The sequence below is a fragment of the Mycoplasma razini genome (assembly GCF_048076865.1).
GTDB lineage: Bacteria > Bacillota_I > Bacilli_A > Mycoplasmatales > Metamycoplasmataceae > Mycoplasmopsis.
Map to the genome: position 1 here is coordinate 284243 of NZ_CP182212.1, position 14408 is coordinate 298650.

Below are 14408 nucleotides of genomic sequence, written 5' to 3' on the forward strand. Positions count from 1 at the left end.
CCACATTTGTGGCTTTTTTCATTAAAAAAAAGAGGCCAAGACCTCTTTATTTGTGGTATGTAATGTTATTGCGAATTGTGAAAGCACGATAGATTTGTTCAACTAACATTACTCTAAATAATTGATGTGGGAATGTCATTTTGGAAAAATTAATTTGGTTAGGGAAATATGATTCAATAACACCATTTGATCCCCCAATAACAAAAGTCACATTATCTACATCTAGAAAAAGGTCACCAAATTCTTCGCTAGAATATTGTTTGCCTCTAAGAGATAGATAAAAAACTTTAGAATTCTTTGGAACTTTTTCCAAAATTAATTCAGTTTCTTTTTGTTTTTTGAGCTCAATGTTTTCAATTTTTTGCTCTTTAATTTCAATAACATTTAGCTTGCAAAAATAATTTATTTTTTTTGCATAATCATCATATAAAACTTTAAATTCTTTGCTAAGTGAGCCAACACAAATAATATTTAATTTCATACTTCCTCCTTATAAGATTGGACTATGACAAGTATTATTTGAATTGTTTTATTTATTTCTAGTTTCAATATAAAACATTAACATTTGAATATCAGCTGGATTAATACCACTGATTCTTGAGGCTTGTCCAATTGTTAAAGGTCTAATTTTAGCAAGTTTTTGTTTTGCTTCAGTAGCAACATTTGGCACTTTGTCGTAGTCAATATCTTGTGGTATTTTGAAATTTTCAAGTTTATTCATTTTGTTTGCTTCAGCTTGTTGTTTCTTAATATAACCATCAAGTCTAACCATAATAGTTAATTCATTTTTGAATTCATAATCACCAACAACTTCACTTGCTTCAACATCTGGTCTAGCTAAAACTCTTAGTAAAGAAACACCATTTTCGATGCCTAGACGTTGAGCTAATGGACTTTTTGAAGATAAATATGAATTAGCTAATTCATCCATTTTAGCTTGTATACTTGCATATTTATCAACTACTTTTTGATATTGATCATCAGATACTAATCCGACTTGGTTACCATATTTAGCAAGTCTCAAATCAGGGTTATCATTTCTTAATAATAAACGATATTCAGCTCTACTTGTTAACATACGATAAGGTTCTTTAGTACCTTTTGTTACTAAGTCATCGATTAAAACACCAATGTAGGCATCATCTCTTTTGAGAATTAAAGGTTCTTTATTTTCAAGCTTTCTACCAGCGTTAATACCAGCTATTAAACCTTGAGCAGCAGCTTCTTCGTATCCACTAGTCCCATTAATTTGACCAGCTGTAAAAATGTTGGCAATTACCTTAGATTCAAGAGAAGGAGAAATTTGTAATGGGTTTAATGCATCATATTCAATTGCATATCCTCATTTTTGTACCTTACAATTTTCTAATCCTGGAATTGTACGGATCATTAAGTCTTGAACTTCAACTGGCATTGAAGTTGACATACCATTAACATAAATAATTGATCCATCTGCAGTTTCGGGTTCAAAGAAAACTTGGTGACGTGGTTTATCTGAAAAACGCATTACTTTATCCTCAATACTTGGACAGTATCTTGGGCCAATACCTTCAATAAGCCCTGAATACATAGCAGAACGCCCTATATTTTCGCGAATAATTTCATGTGTTTTTTCATTAGTATAAGTTAAGTAGCATGAAATTTGTTTATCAAGTTTAACATTTGATCTACTTGAGAAAGCTAAATAAGTATCTTCTAGGTTTTCTTTTTCAACCTTAGAAAAATCAATTGAATCAGCAAAAACTCTAGCAGGAGTACCAGTTTTAAGTCTTTGCAATTCAAAACCAAGTTTAGCTAATGATTGAGAAAGCTTTGGAGTAGTTTTTTGATTATCAGGCCCTGAAATTGTAATTTGATCACCTCTTAAAATACGGGAATTCATATAAGTACCTGTTGTAATAACCAATTCTTTAGCTTCTAAGACTTCTCCACCTTCTAATTTAACAGCTTTAAATGAGTTGTTTTCGACTAAAATTTCTTCTGCAACTCCTTCAATTAAAGTTACATTTGGATGTTTTTCTAAAGCTTCAAGAATAATTTTTGAATATTTTTCTTTATCAATTTGGGCTCTCATTGCTCTAACAGCAGGCCCTTTAGATTCATTTAACATTTTAATTTGAATCATTGCTAAGTCAGAAAAATATCCTTGAACACCTCCTAAAGCGTCTATTTCCCGAGTAATGATTCCTTTTGCTGGACCACCGATTGATGGATTACATGGCATCATAGCAATACGAGAAAGATCAAAGCTGATTAAAGCAACTTTATGTCCCATGTTTGCTAAAGCAAAAGTTGCTTCAACCCCAGCATGACCTCCACCGATCACTATTGCATCATATTTTTTATTTGAAACTGTATTATTCATAGTTTTTATATTTTACTATTTTGAATTTAAAACCACATAAAAAAATTACTCATTTTTAAAGCAATTAAATAATATTTTTTTGTATTCAATAACTTTTTGCGCTTTTCAAGCAAAATTTTTAAAAAAATACTATTTAAAATATAAAAGATTAAATTTCTTATATAATTTATATGGTTTTTTAACTTTTTGCTTTTATTGAAATTTAAAATTAAAATGAAAAGAAATAAAAAAACTGTAACTTGTTACAAAAAAACTAATATAATATAACCGAACATAAAAAGGATACTTTTTATTAATAATTAAACTATTTGAAAGGAAGATTATGAAAAAAGTAGCAATTAACGGATTTGGAAGAATCGGAAGATTATTCTTACGTAGATTACTAGAAACTAAATCAACAGATATGGAAGTTGTGGCTGTTAACGACTTAACAGACCCAGCTACATTAGCACACTTATTAAAATACGATACAGCATACCATGAATTACCAGTAGAAGTATTAGTTAAAGAAGGTGCAATTGTTGTAAATGGTAAAGAAATTAAAGTTTTATCAGAAAGAGATCCAGAAAACCTTCCATGAGGTGAATTAGGAATTGACGTAGTTGTTGAATCAACAGGATTCTTCACAAAACGTGAAGGTGCAGAAAAACACTTAAAAGCTGGAGCTAAAAAAGTTGTTGTTTCAGCACCATCTGACAAAGATGTTAAAACAATCGTTTACAATGTAAACCACAAAGAATTAAACTCAGAAGATAAATTAATCTCAGCAGCTTCATGTACAACAAACTGTTTAGCACCAGTTGTTAAAGTTCTTGTTGACAACTTTGGATTAAAATCAGGATACATGACAACAATCCACTCATACACAGCTGACCAAAGATTACAAGATGCTCCTCACAGAGACTTAAGAAGAGCAAGAGCAGCAGCTCAAAACATGGTACCTACATCAACAGGTGCAGCTAAAGCTATTGGACTTGTAGTTCCAGAAGCAGCAGGAAAACTTGATGGTGTTGCAGTTAGAGTTCCTACAATTACAGGATCATTAGTTGACTTAACAGTTATGTTAGAAAAACAACCAACAGTTGAAGAAATTAACGAAGCTATGAAAAAAGCAGCAAGTGAAACACTTGAATTCTCAACATTACCACTTGTTTCTTCAGACGTTATTGGACAACACCACGGTTCAATTTTCGACTCATTAATGACTTCAGCTAAAGATACAGTTGATGGAAAAATGTACAAATTATACTCATGATATGACAATGAAATGTCTTATGTTTCACAACTTGTTAGAACTGTAGAATACTTTGTAAAATTATAATTTTAAATATAAAAACAAGTTAGCCTAGCTAGCTTGTTTTTATTAAAAAAATTCCACCCAAAAAGGAGGAATTTTTTAATCTATTAATAAAACTATTTTTCTCTAATATCTAACTTTTTATCATCATTAATATAGTATTCAAAATGATCTAGTTCAATATTATATTCAAAATGATCTAGTTCTGTTTTAAACTTTAGTCTTCCTAAATACATAATTAGTTCATAAACCATAATCATCGCTTTAACATCATTTTCACAATAAAGCTTTAATGCAGGGACAGTAAGCTGATTTCATAAACTATCACCGATTGCACCAGCATTTCTTTGCATAGCTTTTTCCATGGCCATTGTTCCTTTTTGAATTTCAAGATCTTTATAAGGAGTAATTAATGTTTTAAGTCTTAGTCCAAGATGCGTAATGTATTTTTCGATCTTTTTAATTGAGTAATAATACATTAAATAATTAATTGAAATAATGTGACTATTTCAAGAAGTTATCTCTTGGAAACGAGCAAAATCGATATCATTTAAAAGTTTAATTGTATGATTTTGTTCATCATCTTGGAAAAAGACATATTCATTTAATTCAGGATCCATGTTATTTACTGGTAACTTTTCAGAAGCATAGCGATTAAAGCAATCAGCCAAGTCAATTGTATTAGTGTTAATATGGAAAACAATATGTTCAAAATCCTTTAATCCATTTGGAAATATTTGATTAAATTCTGTCACAAAACTTAAATTAGTTTCTGAACCATCTCCATGTAGTATTTGCTTACGTACAAGGGCTAAAACTTCCTTATTACGAGTATTTTCATAACTTTTATTATACACAACATAAGCATCTGCACCATCACAATAAATTGCTTTAATCATTTTAACTATTTCAATTAACTTAAGCCCTAAGGTATCAATTACAATATTTTCTTTATGAATTTCATTGCCATTTTGGGTCAAAATAATTGATACTTGATTAATTACTTGATTGTAAGAAGGGACATTATCAATAATTGGGTATAAATTCATAAATCCTTCATAGTCGTATCAGCAAATTTTAGCATCTTTTCTATGAATTTTTTTAACTACATTTAAGGCTTGGATGTTAAAGAAGTTAATATTATTTTTAATTTTGGCAATCTTATTTGCAATAGTTTCATAAGATTTCTTTTCAGCTGGTTTAAAAGCATTCCCTGAATAATAATCATATTTATTACCTAAAATGTAATTTAACATTGCTGCACGTTCAAGAGCAGTAAAATACTCAGGGAATGTAAAGTTTTGATCATCACTTTTAGGAATTATTCCTGTTTGAAGTCAACTTTTGACTTTGGTTTCATCTTCATTAGAACTTACAGCATAGAAATATTTGATTGCATCATAATTAAATGCACTCTCATTGTTAAACTCTTGGTAACTTTTAATCATTACTTGGACATAAAAATCAAATTCTTCTAATTGACGAATTAATAAATCACCTTTACCTTTAAATTTAAAAGGTAAATATTTTTCTAGCTCTTCTTGATAGGCTTTTTGATCAAGTGTGATTGTCTCTAGTTCAATATTATCTTCATCTTCTTCTTTAGCTTGAATTACACTTTTATCAACTTCAACACCTGTTTTAATAATAAGCCCACTTTTAGCACTTTTTACAAAAGAAAACATACTGTCTCGTTCATAAAAACCACTGTGTCCTAATAATGTTGCATCTCCACTTTTTTTCAAAATAAAGTCTAAATCAATTAACTCATGTGTTAGTTTGCTACTGCTTGATTTAGCTATACTTTTTAGTGGATAAGCTGAATAAGATTCATAAAATCAAACTTGGTTTTGTTTTACTGTTTTTTTAACAGCAGAAACTGGGTCAATAATGATTGTTGAACATTCTTTAAGCTCTACGTCATTTCGCTTAAGGATTTTTTGAAGATATCAGAATTGATAAAATTGGGTATTTTTAGCACGTGAAACATAAGAAAGAGTGCTAAGTTTTTTTATGCGTTTATCATATAATAATCCATCAGATACAAATCTAAATAAGTCTCCATTGTAATCTGTTACTTGATAATCTCAAACTGGATCAATAATTAAATCTATATTAGAATCTAAAAGGAATTGTTTAGTAGTAAGAATTTTATTATCTAAACTATCTGTCCCACGAATAAAAGCAACTCTTTTTAAATCAATTTGATATTGTTTGATATATCAATTAATTGCATCCCTTTTATATTTAATATATGAATCCAGTCGGATGTTAATATATGAATCTGAAATATTGTCAAAGTCAATTTCTTGAGTAATGTTTGCTTCAAAATGGTCATCTTGAATTTGAAAAAAAACGTCAGCTTCATTAAGAGCAAGCATTTCATCTTCATCTTGTTCCACGAACCCTGATTCATCACTTTCGATTTCTTCTAGCAAGGCACGATGGTCTTCGGGAGAATAACCTCATTTCTTTTTATACTCACTTTCAATTATGCGATCTTGCAAATTAAATGTGTTATAAATCATTGCAGGATTATTGTAAAAAACTTTCTTAAAAGTATTTCATTTAATTATAATTGGCTCTTTTTCTTGCATGTGTTATTACCTTTCATTTAGTTAATTGAATTATAATATTTTATATAAAAAATACACCATGAAAGATGTATTAACGTTTACTTTCTCAATCAAAGTATGAATTAATTTGTTTTTCATTTTTTAAAGATTGCAGCTCTTTTTCCAATTCTCGAATTCTTGAATCGGTATTTTCTTTTTGTGCTTGATTATTAATAGTATTTTCTCTTAACATTTTTTCTATATTTCAAGTTGCTTGTCTTGTTCTTTCTATACTGTGTCTTTCTTGGAATGCACCATAAATTGCAAGTCCAGAACCTACAGCAGTAGCTAGGACAAGTATAATTGAAAATGCGATCATAGCTGGTATTGATTTAAAAACTAATACACTAAGTGGAATAAATAATAATGAAGATAATAATATTAAAAGGGAATCAATAATTAGGATTATTTTTGCTCATCGTGGTATTTTTACCATAAATCTCCTTTGTTTTAATATTTATAATTGTACTAATTTAATCTACTTGATAATATTTAAATATCTGTTATTTAAGAATTTTAAAGATTTTTTTCTTTAAGAATATTTATTAAGGTAGCTTTATTAATAAAGAAAACTTAAATATTTCATCTCCTAAATTATAAAAGTTAGTATTTAAACTGGAGGTAAAAATTAATGCTTCTACTATCTAAATCTAGATCAAAACTGGTATTTTTTTTGCACAAATCATCGCATTTTTTAGACTTTTAAATTTAGCAAAAATTTTACAAAATAATGTAAGCCTATATAAAGGTTACATTCGTATTAAAATGTAACCTTTTTCATTATTTACTTGCTAATTATAGAAGTAAAAGACAAAATGTGGAAAAATGTGGAACAGATGCTAAAAAATGCTTTATTTTGTTGGATAAGAAAATACTGTAGCAACTAATTTTAGCTGCTAACTCAGGTATAAATAATATATTTATAAAAAAATAAAAAAATATGTTTGCGAGTTTAAAAAAGTATTAAAATACAAGTATGCAATTCGTAAGAAAAATACTTAAAAATAGGAATTTTACACAACTCTATGATATTTTCTTTACGGTAATTTTTTTATTAAATATTTTAGTTATGTTGTGTCTAATTCCCGTTAATTATGGATTATTTTTCGGATATGCATTAGGTGCTCTATTGATGTATGTCTTTTTTAAATTAAATTGAATAATTTCTTATTTTTTCCTTAGAAATAAGAAATTTAAATTGTATGCACTTTTTATTTTGAAAACAACATTGTATTTTGCAATAGTTGCCTTGATCATTTATTTAATGATTCAAATCAACTGTTCACATTTAGAACATCTAGAACCAAAAGTAAACAAACCTTACACCTTATTGCAAATGGTTGATAGACCAATTAACTTATTTGCTTTCTTAGGTGGTCTGCTCACTAGTTTTGTGTCAATCTTGCTTACACAAGTGACACTAAGCTTGAAAAAATAAAAGGAAGGAGGCTTGTTATGAAAATGGACTTTATGGCTTGAAATCAGCCACAGCTACTTTCTTTAGTAGTGACTGTTGTTGTTATCTTAACCATAAGCATTATTGTTTATGTAAAAGTAAGTCGAGTCAAAGAAGATCAAGCTCCTAAAGGTATTGCTCAGATTGCTGAAGCATATGTGTGTTTAATTGATAACACATTTGACGATACCACAGGTGGAGATAAGATTCAAAAATCTAGACTTTATATCTTTACATTGGCAACTTTTATTCTTGTAGGTAACTTAACAGCCATGATTGGTCTCGAACCGATAGTGACATCATACTCAATTCCATTTACTTTAGCTTTAATGAGCTGACTTGGAATTTTCATTGTTGGTGCTATATATCAAAAAGTAAGATACTTAAAGAGTTTTATAAATCCATTAGATTTACCAGGAAAAGTTTCGCCTCTTATTTCCTTAAGTTTCCGTATTTATGGGAATGTTATAGGTGGAACTACAGTTATTTTCTTAGTTTACTCACTATTTGGATACTTCTGAACCTTAATTCCTGGAATAGGAGCTGGTAACCATGAATGATACTTTTTAGCCTTATTAGTATCACCTGCATTACACTTCTATTTCGACTTATTTGGGTCAACCTTACAAGCTTATATCTTTACATTACTAACTACAGTTTACTGAGTTGTAGAAGCTTCTGGAGAAGAAGGAAGCAAAAAGGATAAAAAAGCTAAAGAAACTTTAAGTGACAAAGCTGAGGAATGAACTTCTCTACAAGCTATATACTAAAATAAAAGGAGAATAACATGATTGAAACAGTTACAAAATTATTAGAAACAGCTGCAAACAGCACTCAAACTGAACCAGTTAAAGAAGCTGCTGCTTCAGGTAGTTCATTAACAACTGGACTAGCTGCACTTGGAGCTGGACTTGCTGCAATTGGTGTTCTTGGAACAGGAATTGGACAAGGATATGCTGCTGGTAAAGCTGCTGAAGCTGTTGGAAGAAATCCAGAAGCTGAATCTAAAATTCGTCTTATGTTAATTATCGGTGCTGGGATTGCTGAAACTGCTGCTATTTATGCTTTCATCGTTGCTTTATTATTACTATTCTTAAAATAATAATAAGTAGATCACAATGATTAATACTATTTCAAACGTTGTAACATTCGCTGCTAGAAATTATCAAAATATTGATACACCAAGAGCAGCAAAAGAAGGGATTACTGAAAAATTCGCAAATTTAGTTCCAAGTGTCCCAATGATGATTGCAACAATACTTGCCTTTGCTATTGTTTTCGCTATTTTAACTTGATTATTATATAAACCAGTTAAGAAAATGATGAAAAGAAGAGCTGACTTTATTCAAGGAAACATTGATGATTCAATCAAAGAAAAAGAATTAAGTCAAAAAGCTAAACTTGAAGCTAACAACAAACTTCAAGAAGCGCACAAGCAAGCTGATATTATAATAACTAAAGCAAAAATAAAAGCTAGCGAAGTATCACATTCATATACTGAAAAAGCTAAGGCAGAATCAAAACGCTTACTTGAAGAAACATCTCAAGATATCGCTTCACAAAAACGTGAATTTGATTCAAATGCCAAAAAATATATTGTGACAGTTGCCACAGACTTAGCAGAAAAGATTCTAAAGAGAGAAATTACTCCAGAAACGCAAACCGAAATTATTGATAAGTTTTTAAATTCAAATAAATCCCCAGAGGAACTTTAATTAAATGTATGTAAAAAGAAATGTCTCAGCCTATGCTGTGGCAATATACGATTTAGTTAAAGAACAAGATAAATTTAAAGCAATTCAACCTGAATTTGAAGCAGTTAAAGAAGTTTTTGTAACAAATCCTAAATTTGCTGCATATCTAGGTAATGACTTAATTTCAGAAGATGAAAGATTTAAAACAATTGATTTAGCTTTTGCAAACTTCGACATTATCATTCGCAATACTTTAAAAGTTATTGTACAAAGAAGAATGACTTCTTATATTGTTAAAATTATTGTTGAATATTTAAAGTTATCAAACAACGAATTAAAAATTCGGTTCGCTATCGTCCGCTCTGCTTTTCCACTATCAGAAGAACAACTTGATGCTATTAGACAAAAAGTTCAAAGTGTTACACGTAGAACTGTTGTGCTAAAAAATGAAGTTGATCCTAATTTAATTAGTGGAATCCAAATCGTTTCAAAAACAGAAGTTTTAGAAATGAACTTATTACATGATTTAACAAAAATCAAAAATGAAATTATCAAAAAAGAAAATGAAAAGGAGGTGTAATAGATGGCTATTAGATTAGATGACATATCTGCAATTATCAAAGATCGTATCGAAAACATGGGTAAAACAGCAGATAGATCAGAAATTGGTCAAGTTATCTCAATTGGTGATGGTATCGCTGTTGTTTCAGGACTTAACAAGGTTCGTAATAGTGAAATCGTTGAATTCCAAAATGGAGTTTATGGTTTAGCTCTTAACCTTGAAGAAGAAACAGTTGGGGTTGCTTTATTTGGTAACGCTAACTCAGTATCTGAAGGTTATACAGTAAAAAGAACTGGAAAAGTTATTTCTGTTAATGTTGGTGATGCTTTACTTGGACGTGTTGTTAACGCACTAGGACAACCAATTGATGGTAAAGGACCAATTGCTAATACAGTAACTAGTGAAATCTTTAAAGTTGCACCTGGGGTTATGACACGTGAAGAAGTTAACCAACCTCTTGAAACAGGAATTATAGCAATTGACACTATGATTCCAATTGGAAAAGGTCAACGTGAATTAATCATCGGTGATAGACAAACTGGTAAAACAGCGATTGCAATTGACACAATTATTAACCAAAAAGATAAAAATGTTAAATGTGTTTATGTTGCTGTTGGACAAAAGAATTCAACAGTTGCGCAAATTGTAAACAAATTAAATGAGTTCGGTGCTTTAGACTATACTACAATTGTTGTAGCCGGAGCTAGCGAGCTTGCACCTCAACAATACATTGCTCCATATACAGGGGTAACTATTGCTGAATATTGAATGTCTCGTGGAGAAGACGTTTTAATAGTGTATGATGACCTATCAAAACATGCTATTGCATATAGAACACTTTCACTACTTCTTCGTCGTCCACCTGGACGTGAAGCTTATCCTGGAGACGTTTTCTACCTACACTCTCAATTACTTGAACGTGCAGCTAGATTAAACAAAGCTAATGGAGGTGGTTCAATTACTGCTCTTCCAATCATCGAAACACAACAAGGTGATATTTCTGCTTATATCCCTACAAATGTTATTTCTATTACAGATGGTCAAATCTTTACTAAGGAAGCATTATTCAACTCTGGTCAAAGACCTGCTGTTGACATTGGTTTCTCAGTTTCTCGTGTTGGATCAGCTGTTCAAATTAAAGCTATGAAGCAAGTTGTTGGTTCATTAAAACTTGAACTTGCTCAATATAATGAAATGCAAGCTTTTGCTCAATTCGGATCAGATCTAGATGATTCTACTAAGACAATTCTAGAACACGGAGCAAAAGTTTACGAATTACTAAAACAAGAACAATACTTCGCTATTTCACAACCTGCACAAGCCATCATTTTAGTTGGGGTTAAAGAAAGAATTATCAACCCACTTCCTGCTGAATACATTCACGATTACCGTGACAATGTACTTGCTTACTTAAGAAATGATTCAGAAGGAATCAAACTATATGCTGACATTGTTAATACAGGAAAAATTAGTGAAGAAAACTACAAACTTATTGAACAAGCATTAATTAAGATAGTTAAAGATATTATTGTAGGTATCCCTAACTACGATCCAAAAATGTACAAAGCATTTCCAAGCAAATATCTAGTTGAAGAAACTCAAGAAGCTAAATAATGGCTAACTTAAATAGTTTAAAAAATAGAATTTCAGTTGTTACAAATACACGTAAAATAACCAATGCTATGCAACTTGTTTCTACTGCTAAATTAAGAAGAATTAGAAATGAATTTGCTAGTGTTGATGCTTACTTAAATTCATTAAAAGACACTTTTGATGAATTAATCTCACATGTTGAACCAAGAGACTTCTTTAATATTTTCCCTGAAAATAAAGAAGTAAAAGGTGACTTACATATTGTTATGACTTCTGACCTAGGTCTTTGTGGTTCTTACAACCACAACATTATTAAGTTACTAAAAACTAAATTAAAACCAGAAGACAAAATTATTGTTATTGGTTTAAAAGGTTACTCAATGATTCAATCAATGGGTGCAAGTGAACAAATTGTATTAAAATACACCGAAATTGGTGAATCAGTGTCTTATGAAATTGGGACATTGATAGCTAAGAAAGCATTAGATTTATATCGTAATAAAAAAATCGCAAATGTTTTCTTCTACTACACTGAATTTATTAACAACATTCTACAAGAAGCTGTGGTATTAAAGCTTTTCCCATTTGACATCCCTGAAAAGAAGGAAGTTAAATCAGCTCAAGCTAATGCTACAATTGAATTTGAACCAAACTCTGAAGTTGTGCTTAAAAATTCAATTCCACTATACTTAGCAAGTATGGTATTTGGACTTGGAACAAGTTCAAAAATTTCCGAAATGGCTTCACGTAGAAATGCTATGGAAAATGCTACAAAGAACGCTGACGATTTAATCAAAGACCTAAGATTACAATACAACCGTAAGCGTCAAAGCAATATTACTCAAGAAATTAATGAGATCGTAGCTGGTGCAGATGCTACATAATAAAAAGGAGGATAATTATGGTTAAAAACGAAGGTACAATAGTACAAATTCTAGGACCTGTTGTCGATGTTAGATTCGATGAAGGTAAATTACCTCACTTACTTAATGCTTTAACATTAGAATATGAAGGACAAAAATTCACATTCGAAGTTGCTCAACACATTGGTGATGATACGGCCAGAACAATTTCTATGGTATCAACTAATGGACTTCAAAGAGGAATGAAAGTAGTTGACACAGGTGCTCCAATCGAAGTACCAGTTGGAAATGAAGTACTTGGAAGAATGTTTGACGTGCTTGGAGATCCAATTGATAATATGGCTTTCCCTGAAAACGTTGAAAAAGCTCCAATACATGCTCCTTCTCCATCATATGAAGAACAAAAAACATCTTCTGAAATCTTAGAAACAGGGATTAAAGTTATTGACCTTTTAATCCCATATGCTAAGGGAGGAAAGATTGGTCTTTTTGGTGGAGCCGGAGTTGGTAAAACAGTTCTTGTTCAAGAATTAATTAATAACATTGCAACAGAACACAATGGTCTTTCTGTTTTTGCTGGGGTTGGAGAAAGAACCCGTGAAGGAAATGACCTTTACCACGAAATGAAAGCAGCCGGAGTTCTAGACAAAACAGCGCTAGTCTTTGGACAAATGAACGAACCACCAGGGGCACGTATGCGTGTTGCTCTTACTGGTTTAACTATGGCTGAATATTTCAGAGATAAGCAAAACCAAGATGTGCTTTTATTCATTGATAACATCTTTAGATTTACTCAAGCTGGTTCAGAAGTTTCTGCCTTACTTGGACGTATGCCTTCAGCTGTTGGTTACCAACCAACACTTGCAACTGAAATGGGTGCACTTCAAGAAAGAATTACTTCTACACGTAGAGGTTCAATTACATCTGTGCAAGCTGTTTACGTGCCAGCTGACGACTTAACTGACCCAGCTCCTGCTACAACATTCACTCACTTGGATGCTAAAACAGTTCTTGATCGTAGTATTGCAGCGCTTGGTATTTACCCAGCCATTGACCCACTTAACTCATCATCAAGATTACTTGATCCATTAATTGTTGGTCAAGAACACTACAATGTTGCTCAAGAAGTTGTTGCTATCTTACAAAGATTCAAGGAATTACAAGATATTATTGCTATCCTTGGTATGGGTGAATTATCTGAAGAAGATAAGAAAATTGTTGCTAGAGCCAGAAGAATCAGAAACTTCTTATCACAACCATTTACAGTTGCTGAAAAATTCTCAGGTATTAAAGGACAATACGTTCCTTTAACTGAAACAATAAGAAGTTTCAAAGTAATTCTTTCAGGTGAATTAGACGAATACCCAGAAGATATCTTTAGATATGCAGGAAGCATTAATGATGTCGTTGAACGTTACAACAAGCTTCACAAAGAAACTAAGCTTGAACAAGCAGAAGCAAATAGCGAAGAAGATCAAAAAATCCAAGCTGATGCCTTAGATAGCGAAACTGCTGGACAAGAATAATGAGCGAAAATAACGTACATTTAATTATTACAGTACCAAGTGGAATTTTCTACGAAGGTGATGTAAACATTGTAACCTTGAAGACAGCTTCAGGTTACATTGGTCTTCAAGCTGGACGTACACCACTCTTTTCGAATATCGAAATTGGTAACTTAACAATTGGTTGAGATAATCACCAAGATACTATTAAGTGCTATATTGGTGGTGGATTAGTTTATGCTGATGCTAATAAAATTAATATCATTACTGATGATATTATAAATGTTAAAAATATTGATGTTCAAAGAGCTCTTAAAGATAGAGATAACTTACTTCGTCAACTCGAAGAAGCATCACACAATGAATCTATTGATAAGCTTAAACTTGAAACCAAGTTGAAAAAAGCTCTTCTCAAAATTGATGCATACAATAATTTCAATAAATAATAATGGTAGCCG

Annotated in this window: 13 protein-coding genes and 1 pseudogene; 10 read left to right on the forward strand and 4 right to left on the reverse strand. The window is 31.0% G+C overall.

Going from position 1 to position 14408, the window contains the following annotated elements:
• Window positions 1–46 precede the first annotated feature (46 nt).
• The gene (locus tag ACM0L0_RS01285; protein WP_416738759.1) at window positions 47–481 is read right to left on the reverse strand and encodes a 23S rRNA (pseudouridine(1915)-N(3))-methyltransferase RlmH; all 435 of its coding nucleotides are present in this window, start codon (window positions 479–481) and stop codon (window positions 47–49) included.
• Window positions 482–529: 48 nt separating this feature from the next.
• Window positions 530–2365, reverse strand: coding sequence for a tRNA uridine-5-carboxymethylaminomethyl(34) synthesis enzyme MnmG (mnmG, locus tag ACM0L0_RS01290; protein ID WP_416738760.1), 1836 nt, complete (start codon window positions 2363–2365; stop codon window positions 530–532).
• 319 nt (window positions 2366–2684) lie between these two features.
• Between mnmG and gap the strand changes: the two genes are divergently transcribed.
• Window positions 2685–3686 (forward strand): type I glyceraldehyde-3-phosphate dehydrogenase, encoded by a 1002-nt coding sequence (gene gap, locus ACM0L0_RS01295; protein WP_416738846.1) that lies wholly within the window; start codon window positions 2685–2687, stop codon window positions 3684–3686.
• A gap of 92 nt (window positions 3687–3778) precedes the next feature.
• On the opposite strand, the gene ACM0L0_RS01300 is transcribed toward gap, so the two are convergent.
• Both ACM0L0_RS01300 and ACM0L0_RS01305 read right to left on the reverse strand, forming a co-directional pair.
• Window positions 3779–6259, reverse strand: a complete 2481-nt coding sequence (locus tag ACM0L0_RS01300; RefSeq protein WP_416738761.1) for a UU173 family protein — start codon at window positions 6257–6259, stop codon at window positions 3779–3781.
• Between the two features lie 70 nt (window positions 6260–6329).
• Window positions 6330–6713, reverse strand: coding sequence for a hypothetical protein (locus tag ACM0L0_RS01305; RefSeq protein ID WP_416738762.1), 384 nt, complete (start codon window positions 6711–6713; stop codon window positions 6330–6332).
• 828 nt (window positions 6714–7541) lie between these two features.
• On the opposite strand from ACM0L0_RS01305, the gene ACM0L0_RS01310 reads away from it, so the two are divergent.
• The 9 genes and pseudogenes from ACM0L0_RS01310 (at window position 7542) to atpC (ending at window position 14396) form a co-directional block, all read left to right on the forward strand.
• Window positions 7542–7715 carry a hypothetical protein gene (locus ACM0L0_RS01310; protein WP_416738763.1) on the forward strand — a complete coding sequence of 58 codons (174 nt, stop codon included), beginning with the start codon at window positions 7542–7544 and terminating at the stop codon, window positions 7713–7715.
• Between the two features lie 17 nt (window positions 7716–7732).
• Window positions 7733–8503, forward strand: a complete 771-nt coding sequence (locus ACM0L0_RS01315) for a F0F1 ATP synthase subunit A (RefSeq protein ID WP_416738764.1) — start codon at window positions 7733–7735, stop codon at window positions 8501–8503.
• A 17-nt stretch (window positions 8504–8520) separates the two neighbouring features.
• Window positions 8521–8835 (forward strand): ATP synthase F0 subunit C, encoded by a 315-nt coding sequence (gene atpE, locus ACM0L0_RS01320; RefSeq protein WP_416738765.1) that lies wholly within the window; start codon window positions 8521–8523, stop codon window positions 8833–8835.
• Window positions 8836–8851: 16 nt separating this feature from the next.
• The gene (gene atpF, locus ACM0L0_RS01325; protein WP_416738766.1) at window positions 8852–9448 is read left to right on the forward strand and encodes a F0F1 ATP synthase subunit B; all 597 of its coding nucleotides are present in this window, start codon (window positions 8852–8854) and stop codon (window positions 9446–9448) included.
• 4 nt (window positions 9449–9452) lie between these two features.
• Window positions 9453–10007 (forward strand): ATP synthase F1 subunit delta, encoded by a 555-nt coding sequence (atpH, locus tag ACM0L0_RS01330; RefSeq protein ID WP_416738767.1) that lies wholly within the window; start codon window positions 9453–9455, stop codon window positions 10005–10007.
• 3 nt (window positions 10008–10010) lie between these two features.
• Window positions 10011–11603 (forward strand): F0F1 ATP synthase subunit alpha, encoded by a 1593-nt coding sequence (atpA, locus tag ACM0L0_RS01335; protein ID WP_416738768.1) that lies wholly within the window; start codon window positions 10011–10013, stop codon window positions 11601–11603.
• A complete protein-coding gene (atpG, locus tag ACM0L0_RS01340) occupies window positions 11603–12466 on the forward strand; it encodes an ATP synthase F1 subunit gamma (RefSeq protein WP_416738769.1) in 864 nt (287 codons plus the stop codon). The genes atpA and atpG overlap by 1 nt, the downstream gene beginning before the upstream one ends.
• A 17-nt stretch (window positions 12467–12483) precedes the next feature.
• Window positions 12484–13869, forward strand: a pseudogene (atpD, locus tag ACM0L0_RS01345) (F0F1 ATP synthase subunit beta); the annotation flags it as partial.
• 101 nt (window positions 13870–13970) lie between these two features.
• Window positions 13971–14396, forward strand: a complete 426-nt coding sequence (gene atpC / locus ACM0L0_RS01350) for an ATP synthase F1 subunit epsilon (protein ID WP_416738770.1) — start codon at window positions 13971–13973, stop codon at window positions 14394–14396.
• The last annotated feature ends 12 nt before the right edge of the window (window positions 14397–14408 follow it).